General features: G+C 73.4%; 18 protein-coding genes. 7 read left to right on the top strand and 11 right to left on the bottom strand.

All coding sequences use genetic code 11. The annotated features are described in order from the left end of the window. The 4 genes from ACQPZP_RS29025 to grpE are packed head-to-tail and all read right to left on the bottom strand — an operon-like array spanning nucleotide 1 to nucleotide 6,299. Complete coding sequence (locus ACQPZP_RS29025; RefSeq protein WP_433472901.1) at nucleotides 1-1,242, bottom strand: TRAFAC clade GTPase domain-containing protein; 1,242 nt, start codon at nucleotides 1,240-1,242, stop codon at nucleotides 1-3. Then, a complete protein-coding gene (locus ACQPZP_RS29020; protein WP_433472900.1) occupies nucleotides 1,239-3,929 on the bottom strand; it encodes a hypothetical protein in 2,691 nt (896 codons plus the stop codon). Before ACQPZP_RS29020 ends, ACQPZP_RS29025 begins: the two co-directional genes overlap by 4 nt. A gap of 26 nt (nucleotides 3,930-3,955) precedes the next feature. Further along, nucleotides 3,956-5,539 (bottom strand): Hsp70 family protein, encoded by a 1,584-nt coding sequence (locus ACQPZP_RS29015; RefSeq protein WP_433472899.1) that lies wholly within the window; start codon nucleotides 5,537-5,539, stop codon nucleotides 3,956-3,958. Nucleotides 5,540-5,546: 7 nt separating this feature from the next. Further along, the gene (grpE, locus tag ACQPZP_RS29010; protein WP_433472898.1) at nucleotides 5,547-6,299 is read right to left on the bottom strand and encodes a nucleotide exchange factor GrpE; all 753 of its coding nucleotides are present in this window, start codon (nucleotides 6,297-6,299) and stop codon (nucleotides 5,547-5,549) included. Nucleotides 6,300-6,493: 194 nt separating this feature from the next. Between grpE and ACQPZP_RS29005 the strand changes: the two genes are divergently transcribed. Further along, nucleotides 6,494-7,135 (top strand): ACT domain-containing protein, encoded by a 642-nt coding sequence (locus tag ACQPZP_RS29005; RefSeq protein WP_433472897.1) that lies wholly within the window; start codon nucleotides 6,494-6,496, stop codon nucleotides 7,133-7,135. A gap of 70 nt (nucleotides 7,136-7,205) precedes the next feature. Further along, nucleotides 7,206-8,756 (top strand): AMP-binding protein, encoded by a 1,551-nt coding sequence (locus tag ACQPZP_RS29000; protein WP_433472896.1) that lies wholly within the window; start codon nucleotides 7,206-7,208, stop codon nucleotides 8,754-8,756. A gap of 1 nt (nucleotide 8,757) precedes the next feature. On the opposite strand, the gene ACQPZP_RS28995 is transcribed toward ACQPZP_RS29000, so the two are convergent. Beyond that, a complete protein-coding gene (locus ACQPZP_RS28995; protein ID WP_433472895.1) occupies nucleotides 8,758-9,675 on the bottom strand; it encodes a carbohydrate kinase family protein in 918 nt (305 codons plus the stop codon). A 71-nt stretch (nucleotides 9,676-9,746) separates the two neighbouring features. Here ACQPZP_RS28995 and ACQPZP_RS28990 point away from each other — a divergent pair, with 71 nt between their 5' ends. Together ACQPZP_RS28990 and ACQPZP_RS28985 are read left to right on the top strand one after the other, a co-directional pair. Next, nucleotides 9,747-10,391, top strand: coding sequence for a class II aldolase/adducin family protein (locus ACQPZP_RS28990; RefSeq protein WP_433472894.1), 645 nt, complete (start codon nucleotides 9,747-9,749; stop codon nucleotides 10,389-10,391). Between the two features lie 35 nt (nucleotides 10,392-10,426). Further along, nucleotides 10,427-11,230 (top strand): enoyl-CoA hydratase, encoded by an 804-nt coding sequence (locus ACQPZP_RS28985; RefSeq protein WP_433472893.1) that lies wholly within the window; start codon nucleotides 10,427-10,429, stop codon nucleotides 11,228-11,230. Here the strand turns inward: ACQPZP_RS28985 and ACQPZP_RS28980 are convergent. Further along, nucleotides 11,187-12,257, bottom strand: coding sequence for a hypothetical protein (locus ACQPZP_RS28980; protein WP_433472892.1), 1,071 nt, complete (start codon nucleotides 12,255-12,257; stop codon nucleotides 11,187-11,189). The genes ACQPZP_RS28985 and ACQPZP_RS28980 overlap by 44 nt on opposite strands. Before the next feature lie 94 nt (nucleotides 12,258-12,351). Here ACQPZP_RS28980 and ACQPZP_RS28975 point away from each other — a divergent pair, with 94 nt between their 5' ends. Further along, complete coding sequence (locus ACQPZP_RS28975) at nucleotides 12,352-12,771, top strand: TIGR03668 family PPOX class F420-dependent oxidoreductase (RefSeq protein WP_433472891.1); 420 nt, start codon at nucleotides 12,352-12,354, stop codon at nucleotides 12,769-12,771. Here ACQPZP_RS28975 and ACQPZP_RS28970 read toward each other — a convergent pair. Further along, nucleotides 12,768-13,565, bottom strand: a complete 798-nt coding sequence (locus ACQPZP_RS28970) for an alpha/beta fold hydrolase (RefSeq protein ID WP_433472890.1) — start codon at nucleotides 13,563-13,565, stop codon at nucleotides 12,768-12,770. The two genes, ACQPZP_RS28975 and ACQPZP_RS28970, sit on opposite strands and share 4 nt — an antisense overlap. 121 nt (nucleotides 13,566-13,686) lie before the next feature. Here ACQPZP_RS28970 and ACQPZP_RS28965 point away from each other — a divergent pair, with 121 nt between their 5' ends. After that, entirely contained in the window at nucleotides 13,687-14,241 is a 555-nt protein-coding gene (locus ACQPZP_RS28965; RefSeq protein WP_433472889.1) for an alpha-ketoglutarate-dependent dioxygenase AlkB, read from the top strand. Here the strand turns inward: ACQPZP_RS28965 and ACQPZP_RS28960 are convergent. Both ACQPZP_RS28960 and ACQPZP_RS28955 read right to left on the bottom strand, forming a co-directional pair. Beyond that, on the bottom strand, nucleotides 14,216-15,247 hold the full coding sequence (locus ACQPZP_RS28960) for an ADP-ribosylglycohydrolase family protein (protein ID WP_433472888.1): 1,032 nt from the start codon (nucleotides 15,245-15,247) through the stop codon (nucleotides 14,216-14,218). The genes ACQPZP_RS28965 and ACQPZP_RS28960 overlap by 26 nt on opposite strands. Nucleotides 15,248-15,262: 15 nt before the next feature. Next, nucleotides 15,263-16,063 (bottom strand): AraC family transcriptional regulator, encoded by an 801-nt coding sequence (locus ACQPZP_RS28955; protein ID WP_433472887.1) that lies wholly within the window; start codon nucleotides 16,061-16,063, stop codon nucleotides 15,263-15,265. 62 nt (nucleotides 16,064-16,125) lie between these two features. On the opposite strand from ACQPZP_RS28955, the gene ACQPZP_RS28950 reads away from it, so the two are divergent. Then, nucleotides 16,126-16,536 (top strand): DUF2000 family protein, encoded by a 411-nt coding sequence (locus ACQPZP_RS28950; RefSeq protein ID WP_433472886.1) that lies wholly within the window; start codon nucleotides 16,126-16,128, stop codon nucleotides 16,534-16,536. Here ACQPZP_RS28950 and ACQPZP_RS28945 read toward each other — a convergent pair. Both ACQPZP_RS28945 and ACQPZP_RS28940 read right to left on the bottom strand, forming a co-directional pair. After that, nucleotides 16,511-17,608: an acyl-CoA dehydrogenase family protein gene (locus ACQPZP_RS28945; protein WP_433472885.1), complete on the bottom strand. Its 1,098-nt coding sequence runs from the start codon at nucleotides 17,606-17,608 to the stop codon at nucleotides 16,511-16,513. The two genes, ACQPZP_RS28950 and ACQPZP_RS28945, sit on opposite strands and share 26 nt — an antisense overlap. A 92-nt stretch (nucleotides 17,609-17,700) precedes the next feature. Continuing rightward, nucleotides 17,701-17,943 (bottom strand): hypothetical protein, encoded by a 243-nt coding sequence (locus ACQPZP_RS28940; RefSeq protein ID WP_433472884.1) that lies wholly within the window; start codon nucleotides 17,941-17,943, stop codon nucleotides 17,701-17,703. Nucleotides 17,944-18,072: the final 129 nt, after the last annotated feature.

Below are 18,072 nucleotides of genomic sequence, written 5' to 3'. Positions count from 1 at the left end.
CTACGCCCCTCCCGGACGGACGCCGTCGAGCATTCCGAACCGGTGCAGCAGCCACAGCAGCGGGTCCTCGGCCCGGTAGGGCCGGACACCGCCCGCGCCGACGCGTCCGGCCTCCGGGACGCCGCCGAGCGCCGACAGCCCGAACAGCGCGTGGTCGGCGTACTGCTGCCCGAGGTAGGTGTCGAGCTGCCCCGCCTGCCAGTCGTGCAGCAGCGCGCGGACCTGCTCGTTCACCGCGTCCCTGTCGTCCAGGTCGAGGACGCCCTGCCCGGACCGCGACCGGTGCAGCGCCGACTGCTTCAGCAGCCCCGGCCGCAGCACGTCGATCTTGGTGAGCGCGACCGCGACCGGGACGGGCAGCGGGTCGCCCGGCCGGGTGCCGTGCCGCTGCCGGAGCGTCTCGGTGACGCGCGCGATGATGTTCAGCGGCTCGCTGTCCGGGTCCTCCGCGGCAGCGCGCGGGCCCGGTACGGTGTCCCGCACGCCGGTCCGCGCGCCGGGCAGCTCCAGCGGATCGACCAGGAAGATGATCGCGTCGGCGGCCTCCAGGTACCGCAGGTGCAGGTCGGTGGCCTCGCGGCTCCGCAGGTCCTCGCCGGCGGTGTCGAACAGCACCAGGGCGAGGGAGTCGTTGCGGGGACGCGAGAACCGGCCCTTCCGCGTCCGTGTCAGGAGGTACACCAGCGGCTCGCGCGGCCCGGTCGCGGCACTCGCCGTCGTCGGGAGCAGCCGCCGCTCCTCCAGCAGTGGCCGCGCGAAGTCGCGCTTGTACCGGTCGATCGTCCGGTCGTCGCACGCGACCAGCGACGCGTCCAGCTCGGTGCCGACCCGGTTCATCAGCTCGTGCAGCAGGACGGCGATGTAGGTGCTCTTCCCGGCGTTCTTCGCCCCGACGAGCGCGACGATCCGCCCCGGCGAGTCGCAGTACGCGGACGGCAGCGGATTGTGGCACTCGGGACAGGCCCGGTTCCCGGTCGGAAGCCCGCACTCGGGGCAGTCGGCCCGTCCCCGGCGCCCCGACGCGGCGAACACCGGCGGAAGCGACGCGCCCGCCGTCGACCCCGTGTACTCGGCCAGCTTCTCGTCGAGCTCCGGGGCGCAGCCCTGCCGCCGCCCGGACTGCCCCCGGCACCGGAACAGGATCCGCTGCGCCGCGACCGGCGCGAAGCAGTAGGGGCAGGTGACGTCCTGCCTGGACGGCACCCCGGGGATCGCCAACCGGGCCGGCGGTCTGGTCATCATGCGACCCGGAGCCGGCGGACAGGGGGGTCGCTCAGCTCCACGACGTCGTCGTCGGCGAAGCAGCGCAGCCAGTACGGCCCGGACGCGTCCGGCACGTCCAGCGACAGCTCGCCCGGCACGGGCACCTGCTCCCACGCGCCGAGCGTCTCGCCGTCGCCGGCGCGATGCGGCATCACCTTCCCGGTGCGCAGCACCAGCGACAGCCGCGCCACCCGCAGCGGACGGGACGAAGTGAGCCGGATCGTCAGCGACCGCCGCCACGGCGGCCCCGACCGCAGCACGTCGTACCGGACGATCGTGCGCGCCGCCACCTCGGCGGTGACCGGCGGCCCGGACACACGCGTGCCGCCGACGGTCCCGGCCGCGGCGACGGACAGCTCGACGGGCTCGTCCTCGGGGACGGCGAGCCGGATCCCGCCCTGGGTGTCGTAGGCGGCCCTGGTCACCACCTCGCTGGAGCGCGGGTCGCCGGTCTGCGCGGGTTCGCGGCCGACCCGGTAGACGACGTCGACCTCGGCGACGTCCGGCGGCCAGTCGAACCCGACGTGCACGTACGCCCCGCGCCGCTCGGCCACCAGCCGGCGCGGCGGGGGCAGGTTCACGTGCCGGTGGTAGGCGCCGATCGCGGCGGTGCCCTCGGCCACCGTCACCGCCAGCAGCCATCCGCCGGCCCCCGGCCGCACGTCGAGCCCGCCGGGCGCCGGCGTGCACGCCAGCCGCCGCGTCTCCCGCCGCACCTCCTCCAGCGGGACGAGCGCGCTGCGCGGCCACGGCGGCGGGCCGTCCGACAGCACCAGTTCCACGGTCCCGTTCCCGGGCGCGTCGAACCGGACCCGCACCAGCCCCGGATCGGACGCGCCGGTGTCGGTGGCCAGCTCGTACACCGGCTCGGGCGGCGCGCTCGGCGTGGCGGACGCCCGGACCCCGTCCGTGACGACCTCCCGCCCGGACGCGTCGAGGTAGACGGCGGCGATCCGGTAGTGATGCGTGCGCCCGTTCGGGACGCGCTCCCGGAACCCGTCCCTTCCCGCCGGGACCGGCTGCCCCTCGCGGACGACGACGACCCGCGCCGCCTCCACCGGGCACCGCCACCGTCCGGTGATCTGCCCGTCCCCGGCCAGCAGCTCGACCTCCCCGGGTTCGGGCCGCACTATCACCGGCCCCGCGACGGCGGGCGCCGCGACGGCTTCCCCCCGCGCCGCGAACACCCCGTAGTACAGGGGCACGTTCACCGGCGGCCGCTCGTCCACCGCGCCGCCGATCACTTCCCCGTCGCGCATATCGCGCGGTGCCCTGGCCCGCTGCCGCACGACGTGGTAGCCGATCTCTCCCGCCGTGGACGGCGAAACCTCCCACGACACCCTTACCGACGCCTCGCCCGGCCGGCCTGCGTCGGCACGGGCGGCGGGGACGGGACGTGGCGGCAGTCGCAGCTGGTGGGCGGCCGCGCCGGGAAGGTCGCGGACGAGGCGGAGGGCGTCGGCGAGGAGGCGGTGGGCGCGGTCCGGGTCGGGCTCGGCGGTGGCGGTCTCGCGGAGGCGGAGCGCGGTGTCGAGGCGGTGCCGGGCCTCGGCGGCGAGGACCTCCTCCTCGGACGCCTCGGCGTCCGGTGACGGGTGCGGGATCTTCGCGGCGTCGGCGAGCTCGGCCGCCGCGTACACGTCGCCCGCGTCCAGCAGTGCGCGGAGGCGGCCCGCGAGCCCGCCGCCCGGCCCGGTCTCGCGGACGACGGCGAACACCAGCCGGCGCGCGTCGCCCTGCTCGACGCCGAGGTCCTCGACCGCGTACCGGAGCAGGGCGCGCTCGGACGCGCGCTGCCGCAGGCGCTCGCGGAGACGGTCGGCGATGTCGAACAGCAGCAGCTCGGGCAGTTCCGCCCCCGACCGCAGCGCCGCCAGGATCGTGTCGGCGTGGGTGGTGCTGGTGTCGCGGCTGCGGCGCGCCCACCCGGCCCCGGCCGCCGCGACCGCGTCCTCGTCGGGGCGCAGGGCGCCGCCGGGCGCGGCGAAGCCGTCCAGCAGCCGGATCGGGCCGGTCAGCCGCTCGCCGAACAGGAAGTCGGCCAGGTGCCGCCTTCCCAGGACGTCCAGCGACTCCCGCACCTTCCGGTAGGCGGGGTAGGGCGCGGCGGACGGCAGCCGGTCCGGCTCGCGGATCTCGACCCGGTCGGCGGCGGCCAGCTCCGCCAGCTCGGCGCGGGTCACGCCGCCGGCGCGGGCGATGCTCTCGACCTCGGCGGGCGTGGCCATCCGCAGCGTCCCGGCGGCGTCGGCGAGCCGGGCGCGGGCCTCCGCGCGGCGCCGTTCGGTGCGTTCCGCGCCGCCGCGCAGCCGCGCCTCCAGCGCGCGCGGGTCGCCGCGCTCGGCGGCGGCGAACAGCGGTGCCAGCTCGCGGTGCTCGGCCTCCAGCCGGTCGATCAGCTTGCGGTACTTCAGCTGCCCGCGCGCCCGCCGCCAGCACTGCCGGACCTGCTTCACCCGCGCCGCGACCGCCGGTCCGTCGAGCGGAGCGTCGAGCGGAGCTCGTCCGTTGAATGGTGGTGGGTGGGGGCTGGAGGACGGTGGGCGGGGGCCGGAGGACGGTGGATCGGCCAGCGCGTAGCGGACGCGCAGATCCTCGGGAGGCTGGTCGCCCGCGGCCCGCGCGGGCTCCAGCACCTCCCGCCGGTAGTCGTCGTCGAACGCCACGGGCGCCTCCCGGTGGACGGCTGGTACTAGCTGACCTGGACCCGGGAGAGGGCCTTCCGGGAGCGCTCGACCTCCTCCTCGGACATGCCGCCGACGTCCACCTTCAGCTCCAGCCGCTCGCCCGTCTCCTTTTCCACGGCCGTGACGTTCAGCAGCCCCGACGAGTCGAGCGCGAACGTGACCCCGATCGGCCAGCCCGCCTTCTTGCCCGGCGGGACGCGGATCTCCCCGGTCGCGATCTCGGTGTTGTCGATCAGGTCGGCGGACTCCACGACCCCGGCCTGCTCCACCACCCGGATGTCGGCGGACGTCTGGTCGTCGTAGACGGTGAAGAAGTCCTCGGTCTTGGCGGCGGGCAGCTCGTCGTTGGCGTGCACGAGGTGCGCGACGTTCTCGGCGCCGGTCTCCCGGTCGACCACCACGATCCCGAAGGCGTGCGAGGCGACCGTCTTGATCTGCCGCCCCGCGATCTGCTTCTGCTGCTCGGCCGACAGCCCCGCCCGGCTCGCCATCTCCTCGGCCCGCTCGGCGGCGCCCTCCCGGACGAGCCGACGGTAGGTCTCCTCGAACGCGTACAGCGCAGCGCCCTTCGCGACCGCGAGGTCGGGGTCCTGCAGGCGGGGCGCCAGGCCGAGCTCGGTCTCCAGCCGCGCCGCGACGACCGGCATCTTGGTGGACCCGCCGACGAGGACCAGGTCGTCGTAGTCGTCCACGCCCTTCTCCGCGGCGGTCGACAGCGTCCGGCCGGTGATCTCCACGGTGCGGTCGAGGAGGTCCTTGGTCAGCTCCTCCAGCTTCTCCCGCGTCACCTCGACCGCCGCGACCCGCCCGCCGTGCATCACCCGGACGGTGTGGGACGTGCGCGTGGTGAGCGCCTTCTTCGCGTCCTCGGCGTCGCGGCGGAGCTGCTGCTCGGTCTGCTTGTCGTCGAGCGGGTCGCCCGCGTCCGCGTGCTCGGCGCGGAACCGCTCGGCGAGGTGCTCGACGAGCCGCGCGTCCCAGTCGGCGCCGCCCAGCTCGTGGTCGCCGTCGGTGCACACCACCTCGATGTGGCCGCCGCGCAGCGTGATGACCGTGGTGTCGAACGTCCCGCCGCCGAGGTCGTACACCAGGATGGTGCGGTCCTGCTCAGGGTTGAGGACGCCGTAGGTGATCGCGGCGGCGATCGGCTCGGACACGATGTCGATGACGTTCAGCCCGGCGATCCGGCCCGCCTTGCGGGTCGCGTCGCGTTCGGCCGCGCCGAAGTAGGCGGGGACGGTGATGACGACGTCCCGGGTCTCCTCGCCGGTGGTGGTGCGCGCGTCCGTCGCCAGCTTCAGCAGGATGAACGCCGACACCTCCTCGGGGGTGAAGTCGATCCCGTGGATGGGGCGCGTCACGTCCCGGCCCATGTCCCGCTTGATCAGGCTGACGACGTTGTCGGGCTCCAGGACCGCGGTGTCCTTCGCGGTCGCGCCGACGACGACGTTCTCGCCGCTCTCGAAGAAGACCACGGACGGCGTCGTGTCGGTGCCCTCCAGGTTCCGCAGGACCGCGGGCCGCCCAACGTCGTCGATGGAGGCAATGCAGGAGTACGTGGTTCCCAGGTCGATCCCGTAGACGGCCATGTCCCTCTCACCCGCTGTTCGTCGTCTGTCCGGTGTTCACCGTGCCGCCCGCCCCGCTGTCGCGGCCCGTCCCGCCGCCCAGGCCCGAGCCCGTCCCCGCGGCGGGCCCGGATCCGTTCGAGCCGGCCTCCACCGCCTTCCCGTTCCCGTCGTCCGCCGTCACGGCGAGGCGCCCGACGCTGACCGCCGCCTTGCGCAGCACCTTCCCGCTCTGCTCGAACCCGTCGGACTGGACGGCCGTGACGGTGCCGTCCCTCAGCGGGTCGTCGACGGGCGTGACCGCGACCGGGCGGTGCCGTGCCGCGTCGTAGGGCGCGCCCGGCTCGACCGTGAACCTCTCCACGCCGAGCCGCGCCAGCGCGTCGGCGACGTCGTCGGCGACGGCCGCGAGCAGCAGCGCCGTCTGCTCCGGATCGGGCGGTTCGGCCGGGCCGGGCGCGGCGAGCCGGCCGGACTCGCGCCGCGCCTGGTCGTGCAGCCGGTACAGCGCGGCGCGGACGGGCTCCAGCATCGCCTGCAGCTCCCCGCGCCGCAGCCGCTGGTTCTCCTCGTGCAACCGGTCGATGACGGCCTCGCGGTGCGCGGCGCGCTCGTGCTCGCGGTCGAGCCGCGCCGTGAGCCCGGCGAGCGCGTCCTTCATCTCGGCGCGGAAGACCGCCTCGGGGACGCCCGGCACGGCGGCCGCCCCGTTCCCGGCGGGCGCCGGCTCCGGCCCGGCTCCGGAGTCCTCGCTGACTGGGGGTTCCCCGTCCCTCGACACGTGCAGTTACCTTAGTGGTGGGCGGCAGGAGGTGACAGGCCATCCGATGACCTTCACCGGACTCTAGTTTGACCTGTACCCGCCATTCCAGCACCGACTTCCCGTGCCGTTTTCTTCGAACGACACCTCGGGGTAACACGAGGGAAACGGCCGTCGCCGAGGCTGGGGGCCTCGCACGAAGACTGGAGGTGGCGATGTTGCTGCGGATACGCGTGCGCCTGCCGGACCGGCCCGGCTCGCTGGGCCGGGTCGCGCGCACCCTGGGGGCGGCGGGCGTGGACGTCGTCCAGATGGCCGTGCTGGAACGTGACAAGGGCCGGGCGATGGACGACTTCACCGTCGCCTGGCCGGCCGGGGCGGGCGTGGAGCGCCTGGCCGAGGGGCTCGAATCCGTGCCCGGCGTGAGCGTCGTCGGGATCTGGCCGACGGCCGAGCCGCAGGGCGCCTACCCGGACGCGGCGGTGATCGGGCAGGTGGCGGCCGCTCCGGAGCGCGGCGCGGAGATCCTCGCCGACGCCGTCCCGGCCATCCTGAGCGCCGACTGGGCGGGTCTCGCCGAGCCGAAGGGGGAGCGCGGGGCGGTCCTCGTGCACGCCAGCGCCGGCGGCGAGCCGGGCGCCGATCTGCCGGGGCTGCTGCCGCTGCGGCCGCGCGCGTTCACGGCGCCGGACGGCACGCAGTTCGCGGTGTGCCCGCTCGCCGGGGGCGGTGTGGCGCTGGTCGTGGCGAGGACGGGCGCCCCGCCGTTCCACCGGACGGAGGTCTCCCGGCTGGAGCAGCTCGCCGCCGCGGCCGACGCGGTCCTCGCCGGCGCCGCCCGAGTCGTCGGAGCCTGACCTGGCCATTATGGCCCACCTGGTTTTAGAGTCGCGTTCTAGGATTTAGTCGCGCTCCAGGAGGTGGCCGATGGCCGTCCTGCTCACCCCGCACGCCGAAGCCAGGCCGGACGAACCCGCGATCACCGACGAGCGCGGCAGCACGTCGTGGCGGGAGCTGGACGCCAGGACGGGCCGTCTTGCGAACGCCCTGCGCGGCCTCGGCCTCGCGACCGGCGACGCGATCGCGATCCACTCCGGCAACCGGCGCGAGTACTTCGAGCTGATGTGCGCCGCCTCCCACATCGGCCTCCGCTACGTGATGGTCAACTGGCACTGGACGGCCGATGAGCTCCGCTACGTCCTGGAGGACGCCGGCGCGCGGGCGCTGTTCTCCGAGGACGCCTTCGGCGGCATCGCGCGGGAGGCGTCCGAAGGGCTCGACCTGGCGGCGCGCGTCGCGTTCGGCGACCCCGTCGAGGGCTTCACCCCGTACGAGGAGTTCCTGGAGACGGGCGGCCAGGAGGAGATCGCCGATCCCGCCCTGGGCTTCCCGATGTTCTACACGTCGGGCACCACCGGCCGGCCGAAGGGCGTCAGCCGCAAGATGCTGGGCGTGGGCGCCCCCGTCGAGACGGCGACGCTGCTCGGCGACGTGTTCGCCGACATCCTGCGGATCCCGCCGGACGGCCGGACGCTGCTGGTGGGGCCCGTCTACCACTCCGCCCAGTGGCTGTGGTCGTTCATGTTCCTGCTGGTCGGGCGGTCGGTGGTGATCCGGCGCGGCTTCGACCCGGCCGAGACGCTCCGGCTCGTCGACGAGCACGCGATCACGAACGTCCATCTCGTCCCGACGCAGTTCGTCCGGCTGCTGAGGCTGGACGAGGGGACCCGCGCGGCGTTCGACGGCTCCAGCCTGGCGGTGGTGTGGCACGGCGCCGCGCCCTGCTCGCCCGAGGTCAAGCGGCGGATGATCGACTGGCTCGGCCCGATCGTCTCGGAGTACTACGGCTCCACCGAGGCGTCGGTGAACAGCGTCATCACCGCGCCGGAGTGGCTGGAGAGGCCCGGCAGCGTCGGCCGCCCGCTGCCCACGACCGAGGTGCACATCCTGCGCGAGGACGGGGAGCCCGCCGGGCCGGGGGAGCGCGGCCAGATCTACTTCCGCTACACGTCCGGCGACGACGTCGAGTACTGGGGCGACGAGGAGAAGACCCGCTCGGTGCACCGCGCGGGCGGCCTGTTCACCACCGGCGACGTCGGCTACCTGGACGAGGACGGCTACCTGTTCCTCGCCGACCGCGTCATCGACATGATCATCAGCGGCGGGGTGAACATCTACCCGGCGGAGATCGAGGGCGTGCTGATCACCCACCCGTCCGTCCGGGACGTCGCGGTGTTCGGCGTCCCGGACGAGGAGTTCGGCGAGCAGGTGAAGGCCGCCGTCGAGCTCGGCGACGGCGCCGTCCCGTCGGACGCGCTCGCCGGCGAGCTGATCGAGCACGTCCGCGGCTCGCTGGCCGGCTACAAGGCCCCGCGCTCGATCGACTTCGTCGAGCGGATGCCGAGGACGCCGACCGGCAAGCTCTACAAGCGCCTTCTGCGCGACCCGTACTGGGAGGACCAGAAGCAGAAGATCTGAGTCAGCCCAGCAGGGCGAGGACCGCGTCCAGGCCGGTGAGGCGCGCGTCGGAGCCGAGCCCCTGGGCGACGGTCGCCGCCGCCGCGGTGCCCCAGAGCGCCGACTCCAGGACGTCCTTGCCGTGGACGAGGCCGGTGATGTACCCGGCGCAGTACGCGTCGCCGCAGCCGGTCGTGTCGACGACGTCCACGGGAAGGGTGGGGATCCGGTGCACGTCCTCGGCGGTGGCGACGAGGCTGCCGTCCCCGCCGAGCGTGACGACGACGGTGCCCGGCCCCTGCGTAAGGAGCGCGGCGGCGGCCTTCTCCGGGTCGTCCTCGCCGGTCATCAGGGCGGCCTGCTCCTCGTTGGGCAGGAAGTGGTCGACGTGGGGCAGGAACGCGGCGGCGCCGGTCAGCAGGTCGGGCATGTTGGACAGCAGGTCCATGGTCACCACGGTGCCGGTCTCGCGGGCGGCCGCCAGCATGCCGAAGAACGCCGGGTTGTTGAGCCCGAACGTGACGTCCGGCCCGCCGAGGTGCACCACGCTCGCCGCGCCCAGCAGGCCCGGCCCGACCGCGCCCGCGGTGAGGGTCAGGTTCGCGCCGGGGACGTGGAAGCTAGGCCGCCCGCCGTCCGGCCGGATCGGCAGGATGGACGCGCTGGTCTGGTCGGAGGTCCGCCGGACGAGCCCGGCCACGTCCACGCCGTTCCGCTCCATGATCGTGACGAGCAGGTCGCCGAGGTCGTCGTCCCCGATCGCGCCGACCGAGATCACCTCGTTGCCGAGCCGGGCGAGCGCGACGGCGGTCCCGGCGGCGGCGCCGGCGGCGGTCACCCGGATCTCGTCCACGACGACGGTGTCCTGCCCGTCCGGGATGCCCTGCACGGGCCGGGCGAGCACGTCGAGGATGTGCGCGCCGATGGTGACAACGGTCATGACCCGCCCCTTAATGATCGTCAGGGCCGTAGCGTACGCGGTGAGAACCGCGGAATGTGAGAGGTATTCGCATGTTGCTGGAGAAGGAACGGGACGACCTGTGCGCCATCGGCCGCAGGCTGGCCGATACCGGTCTGGTGACGGGCGCGTCCGGCAACATCAGCGTCCGGTCGGGCGACCTGGTCGCGGTCACGCCGGCCGGGATGATGCTCGACCGGATGGAGCCCGCCGACTGCCCGGTGGTGAACCTGTCGTCGCAGCTCGTCGAGGGTGAGCGGGCGCCGTCGTCGGAGACGCCCATGCATCTGGCGCTTTATGAGGCGACCCCGGCGACGGCGATCGTGCACACGCACTCGACCTATGGCGCGGTCGTCGCGACGACCATGTCCGAGCTGCCGCCGATCCACTACAACACGCTTCTGCTGGGCGGCGTGGTGAAGGTCGCCGAGTACGCCACCTACGGGACGCCCGAACTGGCGGAGAACGTCCGGACGGCCATGGCGGGCGGCAAGCGGGCCGCGCTGTTGGCCAACCACGGCGGAGTCACGATCGGCCGTGATCTGGACGAGGCGTTCGAGAACGCGCGTCTGCTGGAGTGGTTGTGCGGTGTCTATGTCCGGGCCAGGATGATCGGCGAGCCGCGCGTCCTGACCGACGAGGAGCTGGCGAAGGTGGTCGAGCGGGGCCTTGCGCCACCGGAGTTCCCGCGCATGTAACCTAACGCTTGTTAGGTCACCCTGGGAGGCCCGCTTTGCCCTTCGTCCTGATCGACAAGCCGCGCCCGGACGTCACGCTCATCACCCTCAACCGGCCCGAGCGCATGAACGCGATGGCGTTCGACGTCATGGTCCCGTTCCGCGAGGCGCTGGAGGAGGTCGGCCGCGACAACGGCACCCGCGTCGTCGTGATCACCGGCGCGGGGCGCGGGTTCTGCTCGGGGGCCGACCTGGAGAACCCGGGGCACATCCCCGGCATCGAGGGGCTGACGCTGCCGACCATCGCGCTCCGCTCGATGGAGCTGCTGGACGACGTGATCCGCGCGATGCGCCGCGTCCACCAGCCGGTCATCGCGGCGGTCAACGGCCCGGCGATCGGCGGCGGCCTGTGCCTGTCCCTGGCCGCCGACATCCGGCTCGGGGCGGACACGGCGCTGTTCCGCGCGGCCGGGATCAACAACGGGCTGACCGCGAGCGAACTCGGCCTCAGCTACCTGCTGCCGCGCGCGATCGGCGCGTCCCGCGCGTTCGAGCTGATGCTGTCCGGGCGGGACGTCGACGCGGCCGAGGCCGAGCGCATCGGCCTGCTCTCCCGCGTCGTGCCGGGCGACAAGCTGCTCGACGCCTGCTACGAGCTCGCGGAGCGGATCGCCGGGTTCAGCCGTCCCGGCACCGAGCTGACGAAGCGGATGCTGTGGTCGAGCCTGGACGCCGCGAGCCTGGAGGCCCACATGGGCCAGGAAGGGCTCGCCCAGCTGTACGTCCGCCTCACCACCCACAACTTCGAGGAAGCGATCAAGGCCCGGAAGGAGCACCGTCCCCCGGACTTCCAGGACTGACGCACCGCGGCCGCGTCCGGCGCTGGTACGACCACGCCGCGACGCCCAGCGCCACCCCGTAGACGGCGAACGCGCCGATCCCGCACGCCGCGACCGTCCAGCCGGACCATCCGTGCAGGAGCGGTTCGTCGGGGAGGTCGCCCAGGCCGATCACGGGCGGCAGCAGGTACCCGAACGTCGCGACGACGCCGTACGGACCCAGCGTCACGGCGCCCAGCCATGCGGGCGTGAGCGGCAGCCAGCGCGGCACCCTGCGCCCCGAGAACGGCGCCCATCCGGGAAAGACCTGCCCCCACTCACGCGTGAGACCCAGCAACAGGAAGATGCCCAGCAGCGCGGACAGTGTGGTGAAGTCCAGCCCGTACTTCTCCAGCGTCAGGATCAGGCCGGACGCGCCGTTGCGCTCGAACTCGGCGACGACCTGCTCGCCGTCGATCCCCGCGAACGAGCCGCCGAACGCCCACGTCGTCTTCATGACGATGTAGGGCGCGAACGCCAGCATCCCGGCGTGGGCCGCCCGGCGGACCCCGGGCGGCGCGGCCGACACGGGCGCGGGACGCTTCACGGCGCCCGTCCCGGCATGGACCTCGCCGCACCGGGCGCAGGCTCCGGCCGTGCCGCGCTGATACGCCAGCGCGGCGCCCGCCAGCAGCGCCGCGCCCGCCGCGCACAGGACCTCGACGCCGAAGGCGGGCCAGTCGTCGACCGTCCCGGTGAAGGCGAGCTGCAGCGCGTTCATGACGAACCCGAACGTCCCGGCCCCCGCGAGGACGCAGGCCGCCCATATCCCGGTGAGCGGCCACCAGCGCGGCATCTGCCGCCCGACGTCCCGGACGCTCGACACCGCCATGATCCCGCCGACGCCCAGGCAGGCGGCGATCAGCCAGGCGACGCTCTTGCCGTCGTCCAGGGGATATCCGGCCTCTCCACCGCCGGCCCAGTACAGGGCCAGCCCGACCGCGACCAGCGACCACGCGCCCGCCGCGTATCCGGCCCAGCGCGGCCACGTCCTGACGATCGGCTCCATGGGACGACCATCGCGGAGATCCTCCGGCGGGGCCTCCCGCCGAGGGGCGATCTCCCTACCCCGCGCGGGGGAGCGGCGTGGCAGGCTGAGGGATGTGCCGAAGCTTTCGCCGGACGAGGCGCGCCGGCTGCTGACGACCGTTCCCGTCGTGCGACTGGCGACCGTGGGGGAGGACGCGCGGCCGCATCTCGTCCCCGTGACGTTCGCCGTCCACCGCGGCTCCGTCTACACGGCCGTCGACCACAAGCCCAAGAGCACCCGCGATCTGCGGCGGCTGGCCAACATCCGCGCCAATCCCCGCGTCACGCTCCTGGCCGACCACTACGAGGACGACTGGGACCGCCTCTGGTGGGTCCGCGTGGACGGCCACGCTCACATCGTCGAGGACCGGGCGCAGATGGCCGAACCCGTCCGGCTCCTGACGGACCGGTACGCCCAGTACCGCGACCGCGCGCCGGAGGGCCCGGTCATCGCGATAACGATCGAAGCCTGGACGGGCTGGTCCGCGTCCTAGAGGGACCGCTGGAAGGTCTCGACGGCCTCGGCGATCTTCTCGGGGAACTCCACGTGCGGGTGGTGCCCGGCGCCGTCCAGGAGGACGACCTGGCCGTTCAGCTTGCCCGCGACCCACTCGGCCTCGGCGGCGGGGTCGTCCCAGTCGATGTCGCCCGTCCCCATGATGACGAGGGTGGGCGCCTGCACCCGGTCGAGCCGCGCCTCGGCCTCGGCGTGCGACATGCTCAGGTAGTCGACGATGACCTTGCTGCGGCCCGGCTCCTTGAAGCCGGCCTTCAGCTTCGCCTTGTGCTCGGCGAAGTCGGCCGGAGGCTTCGGCTCCCACTTCGGGTAGTACGACATGTAGAGCGGCAGCGCCAGCCCGGGGATCCGCATGAGCGCGATGGTCAGCTTCTGGGCGAACCCGGCCTTGCCGTCCCGGACGAACGGGGCCGCCAGCACGAGCCCCTTGACCAGTTCCGGCGCCTCTGCCGCCACCCACACCGCCGCGGCCGCGCCGTTCGAGCACCCGTAGACGAGGGCGGGGCCGGCGTCCAGGTGCCGCAGCAGCGCCAGCAGGTCATGGGCGAGCGGTGTGCTCCCGTACTCTGGCCACCGCGCGCTGGTCTCGCCCATTCCGCGCTGGTCGACGGTCACGACCCGGTAGCCGGCCTTGAGCAGCAGCGGGCGGAGGAACCGGTACTGCGACCGCAGGTCGAGCATCGAAGGCAGGCAGACGACCAGCGGCCCGTCCCCGCTGTCGTCGTACGCCAGCCGCCCGCCGGGAAGGTCGAGGAACCGGGTCTCGCTCATGACGCACTCCTAGAATTTCTGTAGCCCTATGGCTAATGAGATTAGCTTTGCGGTCCGGTCGCCGTCAAGCCCGTCGCGCGTTCGGCTGCGGATGACATTTGCAATCGAATATTTTATCGACATGCTTCCCCCAGGGTTGAGGTACCTGCCCGGCTGGCTGACGCCAGGCGAGGAACGCGACCTGGCCGGACGCATCGACGCCGCCGGCTGGTCGGAGGAACTGCGCCGCCGCGTCCAGCACTACGGGCACCGGTACGACTACGGACGCCGGGGCCTCCACAAAGACGAGCCGGTCGCGCCCCTCCCGCCCTGGGCGCGGGACCTCGCCCGGCGGCTCGCGGACGAGGAGCATTTCGACGCCGTCCCGGACCAGGTCATCGTCAACGAGTACGAGCCCGGCCAGGGCATCGCCCCGCACGTCGACTGCGTGCCCTGTTTCGGGCCGGTCGTCGCCTCCGTCAGCCTGCTGTCGGCGTGCGTCATGGAGTTCACCGAGCCTGACGGCGGGACGCGCGTGCCCGTCCGCCTGGAGCAGCGCGGACTCTGCGTGATGACCGGTCCGTCCCGGTTCACCTGGCGGCACGGCATCGCGGCCCGCAAGACCGACCCGGGCGCGGACGGCCGCGTCCCTCGGGGACGCAGGGTCTCGGTCACCTTCCGGACGGTGCTGCACTGACCTCCGGCCGGTCCCAGGCTCCGCCGATCCTGGCGAGGTCGGCGGCGTACTCGATGCGGGCGGACCACTCGCGCGGCCAGGCGTCCATGCCGAGGTGCGCGCCCGCGAACGCGCCGGCCAGGCAGGCGATCGAGTCCGAGTCGCCGGAGCTGGCCGCGCCGCGCCAGATCGCCTCGACGGGCTCCTCGGGGAACAGCAGGAAGCAGAGCAGCCCGGAGGCGAGCGCCTCCTCGGCGACCCAGCCCGCGCCGGTGATCTCGCAGGGGTCGGACGCGCGGTCGCCGCGCGCCACGGCCTCGTCCAGGCGGTCGAGGACGGCGAGGCACTCGTCCCAGCCCCGGGCGACGAACGTCTCCGGCGCGTCCATGCCGGGCTGCTGCCACAGGGTGCCGAGCCACCGCTCGTGGTACGTCCCGCGCTGGTCGTGGCAGCGGGCGCGGAGTGCTTCCGGCAGGTCGGACGGGTCCATCCCGTCGGCCAGCCACCGGACGGCGAACGCGGTCAGCTCGCTCGCCGCCAGCCCGGTCGGGTGACCGTGGGTGAGGGCGGCCTGGAGTTGCGACGCGCCCGCCCGCGTCTCGTCCGACATGCCGGGCACGAGTCCGACCGGCGCGACGCGCATGTTGGCGCCGCAGCCCTTGGAACCCGCCACGGTGGCGTCCACCCAGGGCATCCCGGCTTCGAGGTTCCCGCACGCCCGCAGGCACGTGTTGCCGGGCGCGCGGTTGTTGTCGGGACTGTTCAGCCAGTCGACGAAGCGCCGCCTCCACATGGGCGTGATCAGGTCGGGGGTGAACGGAGGGTTCTCCAGGGCGTCCAGGAGGGCGAGACCGACCGCTATCGCCATCTGGGTGTCGTCGGTGACGAGCGCCGGGTCGCCGTTCAGCTGCGTGGGCCCGTGGTCGCCGAAACGCCTGTGGATCTGCTTCATGGTGAGGAACTCGGTCGGCGCCCCCAGGGAGTCCCCGTACGCCAGCCCGAACATCGCCCCGCTCGCCCTTCTCATGGCGGGCATTCTTCCTCAAACGGCGCTCTGGAACCTGCCCGGCGTCATGCCGTAGCAGCGGACGAACCAGCGCGTCAGGTGGCTCTGGTCGGCGAAACCGGTGCGGGCCGCCACGTCCCCGATCTCGTCGCCCCGGGCGAGCAGCCGGCGCGCGGCGCGGAGGCGGAGCTGCCGCTGGTAGTCGCTCGGCGCCATCCCGTACGCCCGCCGGAACGCCCGGTACAGCGCGAACCGGCTGCACCCCGCCGCCTGGGCCAGCTCGTCGGCGCCGATGTCGTCCAGGTACGCGCCCTCAAGCCGCCGCCGGGCCCGCTCGACGAAGCCGCTGGACGACGAGGTGCGCAGCCGCCGCGTCGCGGCCCGGTCGACCATGGCCCCGACGGTCGCCGCGAGCAGCTCGTCCCGCCGCAGCGCGGGCGCGCCGCCGAGCAGCGCCGCGTGCAGGCCGCGCAGGTTCCTCGCCAGGACCGGGTCGGTCACGACGGGGGAGCCGAACAGGGGCAGGCCGGCCGGGGCGCCGGCGATGTCGGCAAGGACGTCGGCGACCAGGTCTGGGCCGATGTGCACGATCCGGTAGGTGAAGCCGAGCTCGTCGGCGGCGTGGCCGTCGTGCGGATCGTCGGGGTTGAACGCGATGACCATCCCGGCCGCGCTCGTATGGGCGTCGCCCCGGCACCGGAACGCCTGGTAGCCGTCCTCGGTGACGCCGAACGAGTACGTCTCGTGGCTGTGCCGGTGGTAGACGTGCCGCTCGAAGTGAGCGTGCATCGCCTCCAGCGGACGGTCGGGCGACCGCCAGTACCTGCTCCAGTCCACATGACCAGTCTGGCGCACGAGCGTTCAAGACGGCGCGCCCCCGCCCGGGCAGGCTGGCGGGCATGCGCTTCGACACCAAGATCGGGATCGTGGTGCGGGACGACCTGGCCGCCTGGCAGCGGCTCAACGTCACCGCGTTCCTCGCCAGTGCCGTCGCGGGCGGCGTGCCCGGCGTCATCGGCGAGCCGTACGAGGATGCGTCCGGCAACACCTACCTGGCGATGTTCCGGCAGCCCGTCCTCGTCTACGAGGCCGGCACCGAGACGATCCTCAAGGCGCACGGCCGTGCCCTCGCCCGCGAGATGGACCTCGCCGTCTACATCGAGGACATGTTCAAGACCGGCCACGACGAGGCCAACCGCGAGACCGTCCGCGCGGTCACCGCCGAGGAGATGCCCCTCGTGGGGTTCGCCGTCCACGGCCCGAGGAACGGCGTGGACAAGGTCCTCAAAGGGCTGCGGCTGCACCCGTGAGCCCGGCGAGCGCGGCGACGCGCTCCCGGTGGCGGTCCGGCGCCCCGAACAGCTGCCGCGACCCCTGCGCCCGCTTGAAGTACAGGTGCGCGTCGTGCTCCCAGGTGAACCCGATGCCGCCGTGCAGCTGGATGGCCTCACCGGCCGTGTGGAAGTAGGCGTCCGAGCAGTACGCCTTCGCCAGCGCGGCGGCGGCCGGCAGCTCCTCCGGGCTCTCGTCCGCGGCCCCCGCCGCGTTCAGCACCGCCGACCGCGCCGACTCCACCAGCACGAACATGTCGGCGCACCGGTGCTTGATCGCCTGGAACGACCCGATCGGACGCCCGAACTGGTGCCGCACCTTCACGTACTCGACGGTCATGTCGAGGGTCTTCTGCGCCCCGCCGAGCTCCTCGGCCGCCAGGGCGACGGCCGCGACGTCGAGCGCCCGCCCGAGCGCGCCCCGGCCGCCCACCTTCCGCGCCGGGACGCCGTCGAACTCGATCCGCGCCAGCCTCCGCGTCTGGTCGAGCGTCGGCAGGACGCTCTTGGCGAGCTCCGCCGTGTCCTCGACGGCATAGACCCCGACCCCGTCCCCGCTCCGGGCAGCCACGAGGATCACGTCGGCGACGTGCCCGTCCAGGACGTAGTTCTTCGTCCCCCGCAGCAGCCCGCCGTCGAACGTCGCCGCCACGTCGTCGACGTCCCAGGAACCGCCGTCCTCGGCCACCGCCAGCGTCGCGATCACCGACCCGTCCGCGATGCCGGGCAGCAGGTCGTGCCCGCCCTCACCGGCCTCCAAGGCCGCCGCGGCCGTGATCGTCGCGAGGAACGGCGCGCACACGACGGCCCGTCCCATCTCCTCGAACACGACGGCCAGCTCCCGCACCCCGAACCCGGCTCCCCCGTGCTCCTCGGCGATCGCGAGGCCCTGCAGCCCCAGCTGCCCGGCCATCTGCGCCCAGACTCCGGGATCGTGGCCCTCGGCCGTCTCCATCAGCCGCCGCACCTCGGCCGCGGGGGACCGGTCGGCGAAGAACCGCCGAAGTGCGTCCCGCAGCTCCCGCTGTTCCTCGGTGACGACGAGTTTCATCGGGCGGCCTCCCACACGAGTCCCACGTTTTACCGGGTCATCGTGCCACGCACCCGATGTCCGCTTTAAGGGGTTCCCGTCCACCGGGACGATCAGGGCGCCCAGTCGTGCGGCCCGAGCACGTATCCCTTGCTGGTCGAATGCAGGTGGTTGATCGAGACGAGGTGCCCGAGCGCGGCCCACAGATCCTCCTCGGGCGCCTCGACGAGCGCGCCGATCGTCTCGAAGTCGGCCGCCCCGCGCTCCTTGTCGATCTCCGCCACGGTCTCGTACACGACCAGCTCGAAGTCGCTGAGCTCCTGAACGTCCCCGCGCCTGCCATCTCGCTCATCCATAGACAAACCGTGCCCACTCGGGCTGGTTCTATCTGCCTCGCGTGAGACACAGGGCCGTACGCTGGGAGCGCAAGGCTCGGCAACTACGATCTGTATGCGAAAGGTGGCGCTCTGCTCATAGACTCGTCC

Source organism: Spirillospora sp. CA-142024, from assembly GCF_050942325.1.
Lineage (GTDB): Bacteria > Actinomycetota > Actinomycetes > Streptosporangiales > Streptosporangiaceae > Spirillospora.
The sequence above is the reverse complement of the archived record's forward strand: the minus strand, read 5'-3'. Positions and strand labels throughout refer to the sequence as shown.